The sequence below is a fragment of the Micromonospora sp. NPDC005324 genome (genome assembly GCF_040607155.1).
Taxonomy (GTDB): domain Bacteria; phylum Actinomycetota; class Actinomycetes; order Mycobacteriales; family Micromonosporaceae; genus Micromonospora; species Micromonospora trifolii.
In genome coordinates, this window is the sequence record NZ_JBEXGE010000001.1 from 79117 (window position 1) to 94750 (window position 15634).

A 15634-nucleotide genomic window follows, 5' to 3' on the forward strand; every position below is an offset into this window, starting at 1 on the left:
CTGACCGTCGTGACCAGTAGCCCTCCCGGTGCCAGCGAGACCGACCTCGGGCGCAAACGCCGTGCCCGCAAGATCGGCCGGGTGCTGACCGAGACGCATCCCGACGCGCATTGTGAGCTGGACCACTCCAACGCTCTGGAGCTGGCCGTCGCCACGATCCTGTCCGCGCAATGCACTGACAAGAAGGTCAACGAGGTCACCCCGAAGCTCTTCGCCCGCTACCCGAGCGCTGCCGCGTACGCCGGCGCCGACCGGGGCGAGATGGAGGAGCTGATCCGGCCCACCGGTTTCTACCGCAACAAGACCGACTCACTGCTCAAGCTCGGTCAGGCCCTCCTCGACCGGTACAACGGCGCGGTCCCGGGCCGGCTCGTCGACCTGGTGACGCTCCCCGGCATAGGCCGCAAGACCGCCAACGTGATCCTGGGCAACGCCTTCGACGTCCCGGGCATCACCGTCGACACGCACTTCCAGCGGCTGGTCCACCGGTGGCGGCTGACCACCGAGACCGACCCGGTCAAGATCGAGCACGCGATCGGCGCGCTGTACGACAAGCGCGACTGGACCATGCTCTCGCACCGGATCATCTTCCACGGGCGACGGGTCTGCCACGCCCGCAAGCCGGCCTGCGGCGCCTGCACCCTCGCGAAGCTGTGCCCTTCGTACGGCACCGGCCCCACCGAGCCGGCGGCCGCCGCCAAGCTGCTCAAGGGCCCTCGGGCGCGCGACCTCGCGGTGGCCGCCGGGGTCGACCCGGAGCTGGTGCCGGCGCAGGCGATCACGGCGGAGGTGCCGTGAACCGCCGCCTCGCCCTCGCCGTCCTGCCGCTGCTGCTGGCGGTCGCCGGCTGCACCAGCGGCACGGCCGACGACGAGCCAGCTCCCCGGCCGGCCGCAGCCGAGCGTCCATCCCCGTTCCGTGACTGCGCCAGGCTGAGCACGGCGCCCACGGCCACGTCGCCCGGCTCCGGCACGGCGACCCCGGCAACGGCGATTCCGGCGTCGCCCGGCTCGGGCCCGACGGCCTCCGGGACGCCCGGCCCGACGGCCCGCGCCGCTGGCCGGTCGGCGCTGCCGGAGCTGACGCTCTCCTGCTTCACCGGCGGCGCCCCCGTCGTGCTGCGGGAGGTGGCCGGGCCGGCGGTGATCAACGTGTGGGCCTCCTGGTGCCCGCCGTGCCGCAAGGAGCTGCCCGCCTTCCAGCGCCTCAGCGAGCGGGCCGCCGGTCAGCTCCAGGTGGTCGGGGTCAACAGCCGGGACAGCCGCAGCGGCGCCCAGTCCATCGGGGAGGACTTCGGCGTCCGGTTCCCGATGCTGGTCGACCAGGGCGAGGCGCTACAGCGCGAGCTGAAGCGCAACGCCATTCCGCTGACCCTCTTCGTCGACGCCGACGGTCAGGTCCGGCACATCGACGCGAGCGGCGCTCTCGACGACACCACGCTCGCCAAGCTGGTCCGCCAGCACCTCGGTCTGGCGGTGCCGGCGTGACCCGTCGGCCCCCCGAGTGGATCGAGCCGCTGCTGACCCGGCTGGGCACTGCCCGCGCCGAGGACTTCACCCGGCTGACCACCCCGGCCGAGGGCGGTCGGGAGAGCGCCGTGCTGGTGCTGCTCGGCGAGCAGCCCGGCGCGGGTCCCGACGTGCTGGTCCTGCAACGCGCCGCCACCCTGCGCAACCACGCCGGCCAGCCCGCCTTTCCCGGAGGTGCGGCCGACCCGGAGGACGCCGACGTCCGCGCCACCGCCCTGCGCGAGGCGAACGAGGAGGTCGGCCTCGACCCTTCCAGCGTGACAGTGCTGGCCGAGCTGCCGAAGCTGTGGATCCCGGTCAGCGACTTCGTGGTCACGCCGGTGCTGGCCTGGTGGCACGACCCGCACCCGGTGCACCCACGGGAGCCGGCCGAGGTGGCGCACGTCGCCCGCCTGCCGGTCAGCGAGCTGGTCGATCCGGCCAACCGCCTGCGGGTCCGCCACCCGAGCGGCTGGATCGGGCCGGCGTTCTCGGCGCGGGGGATGCTCGTCTGGGGCTTCACCGCCGGGGTGCTCGCCACCCTGCTCGAGATGGGCGGCTGGGCCCGTCCGTGGTCGCGCGGCCGGGTCGTGGAGCTTCCGCCGACCGGGGCGACACCGGCCCCGTCCGCCGGCACCGACGACGCCGACGAGAACGCCCTGCGCTGACCGCACGGTCACCATCCGCAAGCGATGGTCATCCGGCGGGCACACTGCCCGTACGCTTGACCCGTGTCCGTCGTGGATCTGGTCCTGCTGCTGCTCATGCTCGTGTTCGCGATCAGCGGATACCGCCAGGGCTTCGTCATCGGCGTCACGTCGTTGTCCGGCTTCTTCCTGGGTCTACTGCTGGGTCTCCAGCTCGGGCCGCTGTTCGCCAGACAGTTCGTGGACGCCGGCACCCGCGTGCTGATCTCGCTGGTGGCCATCTTCGGGCTGGCCGTGGTCGGGCAGGCGCTCGCCGGTTGGCTCGGCTCGCACCTGCGCAAGACGATCACCAGCGACGTGGGCAGACGGGCCGACGACGTCGGTGGGGCGTTCGTCTCGCTGTTCGCGGTGCTCCTGCTCGCCTGGCTCGTCGCCGTGCCGCTCGGCTCGTCCTCGGTGCCCTGGCTCGCCGCCTCGGTCCGCAACAGCGCGTTGATCACAGTGGTCAATCAGGTCCTGCCGGAGCAGGCCCACCAGCTGTCCACGGCGCTGGAGGACACCGTCGACACCGACGGGTTCCCGGACGTCTTCGGTGACCTCGCGCCCACCCGGGCCCGGCAGGTCGACCCGCCGGACCCGGCACTGGCCGGCTCGCAGGTGGTGGTCGGCGGTCAGCAGTCGGTCGTCAAGGTGCTCGGCTCCGCGCCCAGCTGCTCACGCCGGATCGAGGGTTCCGGCTTCGTGTACGCGGACGACCGGGTGATGACCAACGCGCACGTGGTGGCCGGCACCCGCTCGGTCGCCGTGGAGTTGGGCGGCGAGCGGTACGACGGCAAGGTGGTGGTCTACGACCCGAACCGGGATCTGGCGGTGCTGCTCGTGCCCGGGCTGCCCGGGCCGTCCCTGCGGTTCGCCGCCGGCAACGCGGGCAGCGGCTCCGACGCCATAGTGCTCGGCTTCCCGCTCGACGGCCCGTACAACGCGCAGTCGGCGCGGGTCCGGGACGTCGACCGGATCAAGGGTCCGGACATCTACTCGTCCAACGAGGTGACCCGGGAGATCTACACGATCCGGGCGCTGGTGCGCAGCGGCAACTCGGGCGGTCCGCTGCTCTCCGCCAACGGCCTGGTGCTCGGTGTGATCTTCGCGGCGGCGTCCGACGACCCGAACACCGGCTTCGCGGTGACGGCGGCCGAGGCCCGCCCGGTGGCGTTGGCCGGGGCCGAACGCAACAGGCAGGTCGCCACCGGCGAGTGCACCTGAGCGTCGCCGCGAGGTCAGGTCAGTTCTGGGCCGGCAGGGCGCGACGCCCGACGGTAGGTAGCTTCGCCCGGCCCCACCGCAGCCCTCGGTCCAGCACGGCACGGGCCATGATCGCGACGCACGCGCCGCCGTTGAGGAAAGACGCCACCACGTCGCTCGGGTGGTGCATTCCCCGGTACATCCGGGTCAGCGCCACGCCCAGCGGCACCATCAACAGCAGCGTCCACCAGGCGACCCTCGCTCCGGTGCTCCGTGCCCGCAGTGCCATCAGCACGGCGATGCCGACGTAGAGCGCCACTGCCGCCGAGGTGTGCCCGGACGGAAAGCTCGACGTGGGTGGCGAGACGTCCATGTGCTCCACCGCCGGCCGCCGTCGGTCGATCGCCAGCGTGGTCAGCAGGAACACCAGCGCCTGGGCGGTCACCGCCGCGCACAGGAACAGCGGCTCGCGCCAGCGCTTCAGCCAGAGCCGCAGCGCCAACGCCACCAGCACGGTGACCACGACGATCATCTGCGTGCTGGCCAGCGTGCTGAACACCAGCGAGACGTTGTTCCACTCGCCAGTGCGGTCGGCGGCCAGTTCCCGGTTCACCGCGTCCTCCACGGTGAACGGCCAGGTCCGGGCGAACACCCGGGTGACCAGCATCCCGAGCAGCACCATGAGCCCGAGCAGGAGGGACACCGGCAGCAGCACCCGCCGGACGATCTGGACCACGGTCTCGGACATGGGTCGGCCAGTACCCGGCCGGCCTCGTCGTCATTCCTCAGGCCGCTTCCGGATGCCGCTCGACTTCGGGAGCGACGCCGTCGCGGGTCGGCCGGACCGGCCGGAGACCGGTGTGTGCCCGCCAACTGGTGAACGCGGCGGTGGTGGCCGCGACCACCGCCACACCGAGCAGCCATCCACCCACCACGTCGCTGGTGAAGTGCACGCCGAGCGTCACCCTGCTCAGCCCGGTCACCACTGTGAGCAGGACCGCCACCAACCAGAGCGCGACCCGCGCCGCCCCCCGCCCGGCGTACGGCAGGAGCACCAGCAGCAGCACCCCGGCGGCCAGTGTGGCGTTCAACGCGTGCCCGGAGGGGAACGAGTAACCGGCGGCCCGGGCCACCGGGTCCAGCAACTCCGGCCGGTCCCGGCCGACCAGCAACTTGAGCAGCGGACCGACCAACCCACCGACGACCATGGTGGTGGACGCCCAGAGGGCCAGCCGGCGGGCTCCCCTGCGCAGCAGCCAGACCACCAGGAGCAGGGCGACGGCGCGCAGTGGCATCGGTGCGAACACCTCGGTCCAGACCCGCATCAGCACGACCCAGGCCGGGTGATCCTGGGCGTGGCCGTGCAGCGCGTCGGTGACCGCCGTGTCCAGCCGGCGCAGTGGTGCCCAGGCGCCGAGCACCAGCAGTGTGAGCAGCGCGAACGGCACCAGCACCAGAAACGCCGCTGTCGCGGCGAGAGTGAGCCGCAGACCCAGCGCGTGGTCCCTGTCGAATCGGCGGTGCCGCCAGGACGGCTGGCCGGTGGGGGCGAGGGTGGGCGGTCGGTGCGTACTCATGGGTCCGTTCTACCCGGCCGGGCAGCCGGTCAGGCCGAGCCGGTCGGCCCCGATCAACGGGTCCGCTGACGCAGCCGGCGCACCATCAGGCCCGCACCGCCGACCAGAGCGACGAGGAACACGACAGTGGTCCACAGTTGCTTCGGAGCGGAGGTGTCCTGACCGCCTGCCGCCCGAGCCGTCCAGCGGCTCTGCTGACCGGATGCGGCGAGACCGAGTGGATCGGCACCGGCACCGGCCACCGGATCGTCGTCGACCGAGCCGGGCGCCGGACCGAAACCGGTCACGCCCGGCGACGTCTGGTCGTCCAGCGGGTTGGCGGTCACCGGCGGCACCTGAGCGGTCAACGCGGCCACCGGGTCGACCGCCCCGTACCCGAAGCGGTCGTCCCGCCCGGTGGGGCCCAGGTCCCGGGCGGTGACCAACAACCGGTTGACCACCTCACCCGCGGGCATCTGCGGATAGCGGGACCGGACCAGCGCGGCGGTCGCCGCGACCAGTGGCGCGGCGAAGCTGGTGCCCTGCACCCGCCAGTACCCGCCGGGAGGCTTGGCGCCGACCAGCCCGCTGGCGGGAGCGGTGAGCACCGTCGCCCGGCCGGTGATCGAGCCGGACCACATGTTGTCGCTGCTGCGTTCGAGACCGGACACCGCGATCACACCCGGCTCCCGAGCCGGGTACCAGACCTTGGTGCTGGTGGAGGTGGCCAGGTTGCCGGTGCAGGCGACCACGACCACGTCCCGGACGAACGCGTAGTCCAGGGCGGCGGCCAGGGCCGGGCTGTCGCCGCTGCCGCCCAGCGACAGGTTGATCACGCGGGCGCCGTTGTCGACCGCCCAGCGGACCCCCTGGGCGACGATCAGCGCGTCGTCGTAACGGTTCTCCTCGTCCAGCACACGGACCGGCAGGATCCGGGCGTCCGGTGCCAGGCCGACCACACCCCGCTTGTCGTCGTTGCGCCCGGCGATCAGGCCCGCGACCGTGGTGCCGTGACCCACCGGATCCGGGCCCGGCGCACCACCGGGGCCGACCAGGTCCTTGCCGGGCAGCACCTGGCCGACCAGGTCGGGGTGGTTGCCGTCCACTCCGGAGTCGACCACCGCCACTGTCACGCCCCGGCCGGTCGAGCTGCGCCACGCCGTCTCGGCCTGCAACTCGTCGAGCTGCCACTGCTCGTCGCGGACCTGATCGGTGCGGGCCACGGCGTCACCGGGGGCGAACGCCATCGGCGCGCCGGCGAGCTGTCCACCGTTGGTGGGCGTGGCGACGGGCACGGCCGCAGCGGTCGGGGCCACGACGGCAAGCGCCGCGGCCACGCCGAGCAGCGCCCGGCTGGTCGCTCGTCGGGCCGCTGACGGACCGCTGTACCGCACCCCAGTCACATCCCCAGCCATTCATCCCGACGGAACCATGACGATCGGAGATTACCGGTTTCCCCACCCGTCACGGGAAGAACCGGCGAGTCAGGTCATTGCGGCGGCAGTTGCGCCAGCTGAACGAGGCGTACGCCCTCCCGCCGGGTGACCAGCCGACCACGCCCCGGCGGCAGCGGTCCGGGTCGCACCGGCCCGACGAGTGCCCCCTCCTCAGGGCTGCCCGCCATCACCAGGCCGGCGGTGGACAGTTCCCGCAGGCGCTGCACGATCGGCTCGTACTGGGCTCGGCTCGCCCCACCGGATCGGCGGGCCAGCACCAGGTGCAGCCCGATGTCCCGGGCGTGTGGCAGGTGCTCCTCCAGCGCGCGCAACGGGTTCGCCGGCCCCGCCGCCACCAGGTCGTAGTCGTCCACCAGCACGAACAGCTCCGGCCCGGACCACCAGGACCGGTCCCGCAGCTGCTGCGGGGTGACCTCCGGCCCGGGAGCCCGCCGCTCCAGGTAACCGGCGGCCGACTCGACCAGGTCGGCGGTGTGTGCCGCCGCGGTGCCGTACCCGATCAGGTGTGGCGTCTCGATGGCGCCGAGCAGGCTGCGCCGGTAGTCGACGAGGATCACCCGGGCCTGCTCGGGAGTGAACCGGGTGATGATCGACGTGGCCAGCGCGCGCAGGAACGACGACTTGCCGCACTCCGAGTCCCCGAAGACCACGAAGTGTGGCTCGGTGGCGAAGTCGAGCAGCACCGGGCGCAGGTCCGCCTCCGCGATCCCGATCGGCAGCCGCAGCCCGGTCGTCGAGGTGAGGTCCAGTTCGGCGTACGGCAGCACCGGCGGAAGCAGCCGCACCCGGGGCGCCGGAGTGCCCGCCCACCCGTCGGCGGCCTTCTTGACCAGGTCGGCGGTGTCGCCGCCGGAGGTACCGAGCTGGGGCAGCGCGGTGAGGAAGTGCAGGCCCTCAGCGGTCACCCCTCGGCCGGAGCGCTCGGGCACGTTGGCGGCCGCGCGCCGGGCCACCAGCGAGTCGGTCGGGTCCCCGAGGCGCAGCTCCAGCCGGGAGCCGAACAGGTCCCGGATCGCCGGGCGGAAATCCAGCCAGCGCAGCCCGGTGGCGACCACGTGCACCCCGTACGACAGACCCCGGGTGGCGAGGTCGGTGACGAGTGGCTCCAGGTCGTCGTACTCCCCGCGGATGGTGCTCCACCCGTCGATCACCAGGAACACGTCGCCGTACGGGTCGGCGCCCGGCTGGCCGGCCGTACCCGCTGCCGCTCGGCGCTGCCGGTACGCGGCCATCGACTCCACGCCCAGCTCCGCGAAGCGGCGTTCCCGATCGACCAGCAGTGTGGTCATCTCGCCGACGGTGCGTCGTACGGCGGTCGGGTCGGCGCGGCCGGTCACCCCGCCGACGTGTGGAAGGTCGCGCAGCGCGGCCAGCCCACCGCCGCCGAAGTCGAGACAGTAGACCTGCACCTCGGCAGGTGTGTGGGTGAGCGCCAACGCGCAGATCAGCGTGCGTAGAGCGGTGGACTTGCCGCTCTGCGGCGCACCGACCACCGCGACGTGCCCGGCAGCGCCGTCCAGCGCCAGCCAGAGCAGGTCCCGGCGTTGCTCCAACGGCTTGTCCACCACCGCCATCGGCACGCCGAGTGCCCCGTGCAACTCCGGGTTGCCCACTGTCAGCCCGCGTCTCGGGTGCACCTCGACCGGACCGAGCAGCTCGTCCAGGGCCGGCGGCTGGCCGAGCGGCGGGAGCCAGACCTGGTGCGCCGGCGGGCCCTGCCCGACGAGCCGGTCCACCAGCAGGTCGAGCAGCGTCCTACCGCCCTCCTCCTCCGCCACGACGGGCACTACCGGGGCTGTCGGCTCGGGCACCGGTACGACGTGGGTGGTGAAGGTGAGCAGCCGCGCGCCTCCCTCGGCGGCGACGCCGCCCGGCGCGGCCCGACGGCGGACGGCACCGGAGACGTACGCGGCCTTGAACCGGGCCAGCGGGTCGGTGCCGGCACGCAGGTAGCCGTGGCCCGGTGAGCGGGGCAGCTCGTGCGCGTCCGCCACGCCGAGCACCGTCCGGGACTCCAGTGCCGAGAAGGTGCGCAACCCGATCCGGTACGAGAGGTGGGTGTCCAAGCCGCGGAGGCGGCCCTCCTCCAGGCGTTGGCTGGCGAGCAGCAGGTGCACGCCGAGCGAGCGGCCCAGCCGGCCGATCTGCACGAACAGGTCGATGAAGTCGGGCTTGGCGGAGAGCAGCTCCGAGAATTCGTCGCAGATCAGCAGCAACGACGGCAGCGGTGCGAGGGGACTGCCGGCCGCCCGGGCCCGCTCGTAGTCGCGCACGCTGGCGAAGTTTCCGGCGCGCCGCAGCAACTCCTGGCGGCGGACCAACTCCCCGTTGATCGCGTCCACCATGCGATCGACCAGGGGCAACGCGTCGGCCAGGTTGGTGATCACGGCCGCGGTGTGCGGCAGCCGGTCGAAGGAGGTGAAGGTCGCGCCACCCTTGAAGTCGACGAGCACGAAGTTGAGCTGCTCGGAGCTGTGCGTGGCGGCGAGCCCCAGCACCAGCGTGCGGAGCAGCTCGGACTTGCCGGAGCCGGTCGCCCCGATGAGCAGGCCGTGCGGACCCATGCCGTCCTGGGCGGACTCCTTGAGGTCCAGCTCGATGGCGCCGCCGTCCGCGCCCACCCCGATCGGCACCCGCAGTCGATCCCGTGCCGAGCGCGGCAACCAGGCCTGCTCCACAGTGAAGCTCTCCGGGTCACCGAGACCGAGCAGCTCGGGGAGGCCCAGGTCGGCCTGGAGGGGGGCGTCCGGTCCGCGGGCCGCGCCGGCGAGCCGCAGCGGCGCCAACCGTCGGGCGACCGCCTCGGCGTCGGCCAGGTCCAACTGGTCGGCGGTGCCCACCTCGGCGTGCCCGTCGGACGACCGCGAGTGCAGCCGCCGGCCGTGCAACTCCAGCAGCAGCGCGTACCGGTCCAGCAGTCGGGGCGGCGGGGTGTCCAGGTCCAGCACTGTGACCGCGTCGATGCCGCCGTCGCCGGTCAGGTCACTGGCGCCGGTCAGGTCGCCGCCGTCGAGGACCACCACCACGTGCGGACCGTCGGTGGCCGGGCCGGCCGGGCTGAACCGGGACCGGGTGGCCAGCACGTCGGCAAGCAGCGACTCCAACTCGGCGGCGGAGCTGGTGACCAGGCGTACCGGGCCGAGCGCGTCGGTGCGGCCGGGGTGGTGGGCGTGCGGGAGCCACTTGACCCACTCCCAGCGGGCGCGGCGCTCCGGCCCGGCGCAGACCGCGACGAGCAGCTCGTCGGGGGCGTGGAAGACCGCCAGCTGGGTCAGCACGGCCCGGACCAGCGCCTGCGCCGCCGGGTCGCCGGTGGGTGGCCCGCCCGTGGTCGGGGTGGTCGCCCGGCTGCGGCCGGCGGGGCGTACGTGCACCCGGGCGAAGCTGCGCAGCGACAGCGCCACCGGCAGGTCCGGCACCACGGAGTACGCGTCCAGGAAGCGGCGCAGCGCGCCGGCGGTCATCGGCTCGAGCTCCTCCAGCGGCCGGGTGACCGGTGGGACGAGTGGGGTGGCCAGTGTCTGCGGCCCGACGGCGACCCGCACCACGGCGAAATCGGGGTCGGCGGGGCGCCGCTCCCAGACCCGGTGGCTGTCCACCGTCGACCAGAGCCGGCCCGGATCCGGGTGCCGGTAGTAGAGCCCGGCCCGTTGCTGGCCCGCGGTCCGCCGGACCCGCCGCCGCAGCGTGGCCAGGTGGCGCAGGTACTCCCTGCGGGCGGCCATCATCTCGGACTTCTTCGGTGTGCCGGAGGCGCTGCCCCAGGTCGTCACCAGCATCGCCAACGAGGAGAGCCCGAACATGCCGCCCACCACGTACGAGTAGGCGCCGCCGCCCCGGCCGAACATCATCGCCATCGCCACGGTGCCGCCGAGCATGGGCAGCAGCATGAGCAACTGCTGCCACCGCCCGCCGGTCACCACGGGGATCTCCGGCGGTGCGTCTACCGACAGCTCACCGGCGGGAATCTCCGGCGCTGGTCGGCGCGGTGGGCGCTTGATGACGACGGTGGACACTCGGCCTCCTGACAGCGCTGGGTAACCCGAGCCTGGCTCATGGTAGGTAAAGTCCTGTCGTCCGCGCAGCCTCCGATCCCCCTCGATATGGAGACCAGTCGATGACTACCGGGCTGGCACGCGTCACCATCAGCGCGCCGCAACGACGGGTGGACGTGGCCCTGCCGGAGCAGGTGCCCCTGGCCGAGCTGCTGCCCGACGTGCTCCGGCACGCCGGTGTCGGGCTGGCCGACGACGGCGAGCAGCACGGCGGTTGGGTGCTCCGCCGCACCGACGGGGCGCTGCTGGTGACCGCACAGGCGCTGCTGCCGCAGGGTGTCCGCGACGGTGAGGTGCTGCACCTCGTGCCGGCCCGCGCACACTGGCCCGAGTTGGAGTACGACGACGTCATCGAGGCGATCGCCGACGGTGCTCGGCGCCGCGGCGGCGCCTGGTCGCCCACCGCCACCCGGGCGGCCGGTCTGGCCGGGGCCGCCGTACCGCTCGCGGTCGGACTGCTCGCGCTGCTCGCCGGCGGCCCGACGCACCGGGCCGGTTGGCTGGCGGCCGTCGCTGTGGCGCTGGTGCTCACAGTGGCCGGCACGGTGGCCTCCCGCGCCAACGGCGACGGCGCCGCCGGGGCGACGCTCGGCGGCTACGCGCTGCCCTACGCGTTCACGGCCGGTGCCCTGGCCGTCGGCTCCGGCGATCCGGTCGGGCCGATCGGGCCGGCCCGCTGGGTCGGCGCTCCCGAACTGTTGGCCGGCTCGGTAGCGCTGCTGCTGGTGGCGTTGATCGGTCTCCTCGGGGTGGCCAGTCGACTGCGGGTCTTCGTGGCCGGTGTCACGGTCGGCCTGATCGGCGCGGGGGCCGCGCTCGGTGGGCTGCTGATGACCACGGCCGGCACGGCGGCGGTGCTGCTCAGCGCACTGGTCTTCGCCGTCGGCGTGATCCCGCTGCTGGCCATCCGGCTGGGCAAGCTGCCGCTGCCGCCGATCACCCTGCCGGCCGCCACCTCCGCGGAGGAGCCGGAGCGGGTCCGGGATCTGCCGGACCGGGGCCGGGTGCTCGCCGCGGTGATCCGCACCGAGGAGATGCTCACCGGAATGCTGATCGGCCACGCGCTGCTGGTGGTGGCCACAGCGGTCGTACTGGTGGTCGCCGGTGGCACTGCCGGTCGGGTGCTGGTGGCGGTCACCTCGGCCGTGCTGCTGCTGCGGTCGCGGCTGTTCGTGGCGCTGCGACACCGGGTGCCGACGGTGCTCGCCGGGCTGTCCGGCTACGCGGCGCTGGGCGCGGTGCTGGTCGGCCGGGCCGACGAGACCGGGCGGTTGGTGCTGGTCCTGGGCGGGGCGGCACTGGCCCTGGTCGCGGTCACCGGCGGCACCGGGTACGCCCGCCGGCCGGTGTCGCCGTACCTCGGGAGGATCGCGGATCTCACCGACACGGCCCTGGTGGTCGCCGTGGTGCCGATCGCCTGCGCGGTGCTCGACCTGTACGACAGAGCCCGGGGGCTGCTCGGTTGAGCGGCCCCCGGGCCCGGTGCGTCAGCGGTTGTCAGTGGGCGGATTCGCCGCGCGCCTCGGCGTCCCTGGCCCGCTGGTAGGAGGCGTGGACCTCGGCCTCGGCCTCGGTGCGGCCGACCCAGGTCGCGCCCTCCACCGACTTGCCGGGCTCCAGGTCCTTGTACACCTCGAAGAAGTGCTGGATCTCCAGCCGGTCGAACTCGCCGAGGTGGTGGATGTCGCGCAGGTGCTCCTGGCGAGGATCCTCGTAGGGCACGCAGAGCACCTTGTCGTCCCCGCCCTTCTCGTCCGTCATCCGGAACATGCCGATGGTGCGGCAGCGGATCAGGCAGCCCGGGAAGGTCGGCTCGGGCACCAGCACGAGAGCGTCCAGCGGATCGCCATCCAAGCCCAGGGTGCCCTCAATGAACCCGTAGTCGGCCGGGTACTGAGTCGAGGTGAAAAGGGTGCGGTCCAGCCGGATCCGGCCGGTCTTGTGGTCCACCTCGTACTTGTTCCGGTGACCTTTCGGGATCTCAACCGTCACGTCGAAATCCATCTGCACACTCCCTCGTCTGCCCACGCTGGCTAACGGAACCACTGGCGGCCCTCCGGACAGGTGAATGCCCACCCGCCGACTCCGGCCGCCGCATAGTCTTCGGACCGAAGTAGTGTCACCCAAGCCGATTTTCGCTGGGGGAGGAGGGGGTCGTGGGGAGGGAAGATTCACACTACCGCCCGGACGAGGGCTCCGCGCACGGTACCGGACGATCCGGCTCCGGCAGTGCCAAGGGGCGGGTCCCGGTGCCGGAGGCGCACCTCCCACGGGCTCCCGAACCACCGATCCCGGCACCGGAGACGGTGCCCGAGCGGCCCCCGCCGCTGCCCTGGCGCCCGCCGACCGGGTCGGCTTCGTCCGCTCCGAACACCGGTCACTTCCCGGTGGCCGGCGGTGAGCAACCGGTGAGCGGCCCGCCGCGCGGCAGTGCCACCGTCCCGGTGAGCCCTGCGCCGCTCAGCCCGTCGTTCGGTTCCGGGCCGACCGGCCCCGGCGGGATCCCCCCGGTAGGCCCGCCGATCTCCGCGTTGCCGGCACCCGCCGATGCCGCGCCCGCGCCCGCGCCCGCCGCGCCCCGCCGTCGGAGGCGGTTGCCGGTGGTGCTGGCCGTCGTTCTCCTGCTGGTGCTGGCCGTCGTCGGCGTCGTGATCACCCGTCCCGGCCCGGTCGCCGGGTTGCTGGGCGACGACGCCGGGTCCGGGCCGAACGCGGTCGGCGTGACTCCGGAACCCGCCCCGTCGGACGTGCTGGGTGGTCCGGATTCGAACGCACCGGTGCCCACCCCGGACGGGGTCCGTGCCGTGCTCGATCCACTGGTCGGCGTCGCCGCCCTGGGCGACCGGGTGAACGTCTCGGTCGCCGACGTGATCACCGGTCAGACGCTGTTCGCCAAGGGGGCGGACGACGGCACCGTGCCCGCCTCGGTGACGAAGCTGGCGACCGCGGTGACCGTGCTGGCGGCCCGGGGGCCCGGCTACCGGATTCCCACTCGTGTGGTGGCCGGCGCGAAGGCCGGCGAGGTGGTGATCGTCGGGGGCGGCGACCCGACCCTCGCGATCAACAAGAAGGGCTACTACCCGGGTGCGGCGCGCCTCGACGACCTGGCCGCCCAGGTGCGTACCGCCCTCGGCGGCACACCCCCGACCAGCATCGTCGTCGACGGCTCGGTCTACTCCGGCCCGGTCTACGGCCCTGGCTGGGACGACGACATCCCCACCGGTGGTTCGGGCGGCGCGGTGACCGCGTTGATGACCGACGGCGCGCGTACCGACCCGGGCGTCGAGCACGGCTCCGCCCCGCGGTTCGCCGAGCCGGACCTGGCCGCCGGCAAGGCGTTCGCCCGGTTGCTCGGGGTGCCGACCGAAGCCGTGAAGCGTGGTACCGCCCCGCCACAGGCGGCGGCCGGTGCCAGCCCGGCGCCGGGTACCGAGCTGGGCGTGGTGCAGTCTCCGCCGCTGATCCGGCTGGTCGACGTCATGATCAGCGAGAGCGACAACCTGGTGGCCGAGGCGCTCGCCCGGCAGGTCGCGTTGGCCCGTGGCCAGCCCGCCTCGTTCGACGGCGGCGCCGCCGCGATGGACGCCGAGGTGGCGGAGCTGGGCCTGCCCGCCGAGGAGATCAGCGTCTCCGACGGCAGCGGCCTGTCCCGTCTCAACCGGATCAGCCCGTCGCTGCTGACCGATCTGGTCCGGTTGGCCGCCAGCCCGGACCACCCGGAGTTGGCCGGCGTCTTCGGTGGCCTGCCGGTGGGCGGTTGGTCCGGGACCCTGAACGAGCGCTACCGCACCGCCGCCGGTACCGCAGCGGGCGCGGGCAGCGTCCGGGCCAAGACCGGCACCCTGACCGGCGTGCACTCCATCGCGGGCCTGGTCACCACCGCCGATGGTCGGCTGTTGACCTTCGCGGTGCTCACCGACAAGGTGCCGGGTGACCGGGACACCGCCCAGCCGGCACTGGACCGGATCGCCGCCGCGTTGGCCGGTTGCGGCTGCGGCTGACCGTCGCCGGTCCGGGGTGACGCCGTCGCCATCGGTGTCGATCGAGGGCGTGAGCCCGGGCCGGGGTGTCGCGGCGCGGGTACGGTGGGTCCATGGCGCAGTTCGTGGACTGGGATCTGGCCGCCGCCACGGCGGGGGCGTTGAGCAAGTCTGGCCCTCGCGTGTCGTACGCCGAAGCCACCGACGTGGTCGGCGACCTGCGTCGGCTGACCGACGAGGCGGCCGGGCACGTGGCCGACTACACGGGGTTGCGGGCGCAGGTGTCGCATCCGCCGGTGCGGGTGGTCGATCGCCGCGACTGGGCCGCGACCAACATCGCCGGTCTCCGCGAGGTGATCACTCCTCTGGTGAGTCGGCTCTCCGGCGACAAGCAACCGGGCGCGTTGACCGAGGCGATCGGGTCCCGGCTGACCGGGGTGCAGGCCGGGACGGTGCTGGCCTACCTCTCCGGCCGGGTGCTCGGCCAGTACGAGGTCTTCTCGGCTGACCCGGGCCAGCTGCTGCTCGTCGCACCGAACATCGTCGAGGTGGAGCGCAAGCTCGGCGCCGACCCTCGGGACTTCCGGCTCTGGGTGTGTCTGCACGAGGTCACCCACCGCACCCAGTTCACGGCCGTGCCGTGGATGCGGGCCTATTTCCTCAGCGAGGTGCAGGCGTTCGTCGACGCCTCGTCCAGCGGCAGTGAACACCTGGTCGAGCGGTTGCGGCGCGGGGTGGCCACGTTGTCCGAGGCGGTCCGTGACCCGGAGAGCCGCACCAGCGTGCTGGACATCGTGCAGACCCCGGCACAGCGGGCCGTACTGGACCGGCTCACCGCGTTGATGACCCTGCTGGAGGGGCACGCCGAGTTCGTGATGGACGGCGTCGGCCCGCAGGTGATCCCGAGCGTGGAGCGGATCCGGGCGTCGTTCAACCGACGCCGCGAGGCGGGCAACCCGCTGGAGAAGGCGATCCGCCGGCTGCTCGGGGTGGACGTCAAGATGCGCCAGTACGCCGAGGGACGCAAGTTCGTGCACGGGGTGGTGGAACGCGTCGGCATGGACGGGTTCAACTCGATCTTCAACTCGCCGCTGACCCTGCCGCGACTGTCGGAGCTGGGTGACCCGGACGCCTGGGTCGCCCGGGTGCACGGCCCGGCCGGCACCATCCCGGCCGCTGGCTGACCACC

The 15634-nt window shown here is 73.3% G+C and carries 12 protein-coding genes; 7 read left to right on the forward strand and 5 right to left on the reverse strand.

Annotated features, from left to right (window positions below):
- Positions 1–9 precede the first annotated feature (9 nt).
- The 4 genes from nth to ABZS40_RS00440 all read left to right on the forward strand — a co-directional run bounded on the left by nth (position 10) and on the right by ABZS40_RS00440 (position 3418).
- Positions 10–798: an endonuclease III gene (gene nth / locus ABZS40_RS00425; protein ID WP_354940051.1), complete on the forward strand. Its 789-nt coding sequence runs from the start codon at positions 10–12 to the stop codon at positions 796–798.
- Positions 795–1487: a redoxin family protein gene (locus ABZS40_RS00430; RefSeq protein ID WP_354940054.1), complete on the forward strand. Its 693-nt coding sequence runs from the start codon at positions 795–797 to the stop codon at positions 1485–1487. Before nth ends, ABZS40_RS00430 begins: the two co-directional genes overlap by 4 nt.
- Positions 1484–2176, forward strand: coding sequence for a CoA pyrophosphatase (locus tag ABZS40_RS00435; protein ID WP_203122963.1), 693 nt, complete (start codon positions 1484–1486; stop codon positions 2174–2176). Before ABZS40_RS00430 ends, ABZS40_RS00435 begins: the two co-directional genes overlap by 4 nt.
- 63 nt (positions 2177–2239) lie before the next feature.
- Positions 2240–3418 carry a MarP family serine protease gene (locus ABZS40_RS00440; RefSeq protein ID WP_354940057.1) on the forward strand — a complete coding sequence of 393 codons (1179 nt, stop codon included), beginning with the start codon at positions 2240–2242 and terminating at the stop codon, positions 3416–3418.
- Positions 3419–3437: 19 nt separating this feature from the next.
- On the opposite strand, the gene ABZS40_RS00445 is transcribed toward ABZS40_RS00440, so the two are convergent.
- The 4 genes from ABZS40_RS00445 to eccCa form a co-directional block, all read right to left on the reverse strand.
- Positions 3438–4145, reverse strand: coding sequence for a phosphatase PAP2 family protein (locus ABZS40_RS00445; protein ID WP_354940060.1), 708 nt, complete (start codon positions 4143–4145; stop codon positions 3438–3440).
- Between the two features lie 37 nt (positions 4146–4182).
- Positions 4183–4974, reverse strand: coding sequence for a phosphatase PAP2 family protein (locus ABZS40_RS00450; RefSeq protein WP_354940062.1), 792 nt, complete (start codon positions 4972–4974; stop codon positions 4183–4185).
- A 53-nt stretch (positions 4975–5027) separates the two neighbouring features.
- Positions 5028–6368: a type VII secretion-associated serine protease mycosin gene (mycP, locus tag ABZS40_RS00455; RefSeq protein ID WP_354940065.1), complete on the reverse strand. Its 1341-nt coding sequence runs from the start codon at positions 6366–6368 to the stop codon at positions 5028–5030.
- 74 nt (positions 6369–6442) lie between these two features.
- Positions 6443–10426: a type VII secretion protein EccCa gene (gene eccCa / locus ABZS40_RS00460; protein ID WP_354940067.1), complete on the reverse strand. Its 3984-nt coding sequence runs from the start codon at positions 10424–10426 to the stop codon at positions 6443–6445.
- Positions 10427–10527: 101 nt separating this feature from the next.
- On the opposite strand from eccCa, the gene eccD reads away from it, so the two are divergent.
- Complete coding sequence (eccD, locus tag ABZS40_RS00465) at positions 10528–11931, forward strand: type VII secretion integral membrane protein EccD (RefSeq protein WP_354940070.1); 1404 nt, start codon at positions 10528–10530, stop codon at positions 11929–11931.
- Positions 11932–11962: 31 nt separating this feature from the next.
- Here eccD and ABZS40_RS00470 read toward each other — a convergent pair whose 3' ends face one another.
- The gene (locus ABZS40_RS00470) at positions 11963–12469 is read right to left on the reverse strand and encodes an inorganic diphosphatase (RefSeq protein ID WP_354940073.1); all 507 of its coding nucleotides are present in this window, start codon (positions 12467–12469) and stop codon (positions 11963–11965) included.
- Between the two features lie 527 nt (positions 12470–12996).
- On the opposite strand from ABZS40_RS00470, the gene dacB reads away from it, so the two are divergent.
- Together dacB and ABZS40_RS00480 are read left to right on the forward strand one after the other, a co-directional pair.
- A complete protein-coding gene (gene dacB, locus ABZS40_RS00475) occupies positions 12997–14466 on the forward strand; it encodes a D-alanyl-D-alanine carboxypeptidase/D-alanyl-D-alanine-endopeptidase (protein WP_354940830.1) in 1470 nt (489 codons plus the stop codon).
- Positions 14467–14558: 92 nt separating this feature from the next.
- On the forward strand, positions 14559–15629 hold the full coding sequence (locus ABZS40_RS00480; protein WP_238682311.1) for a zinc-dependent metalloprotease: 1071 nt from the start codon (positions 14559–14561) through the stop codon (positions 15627–15629).
- The last annotated feature ends 5 nt before the right edge of the window (positions 15630–15634 follow it).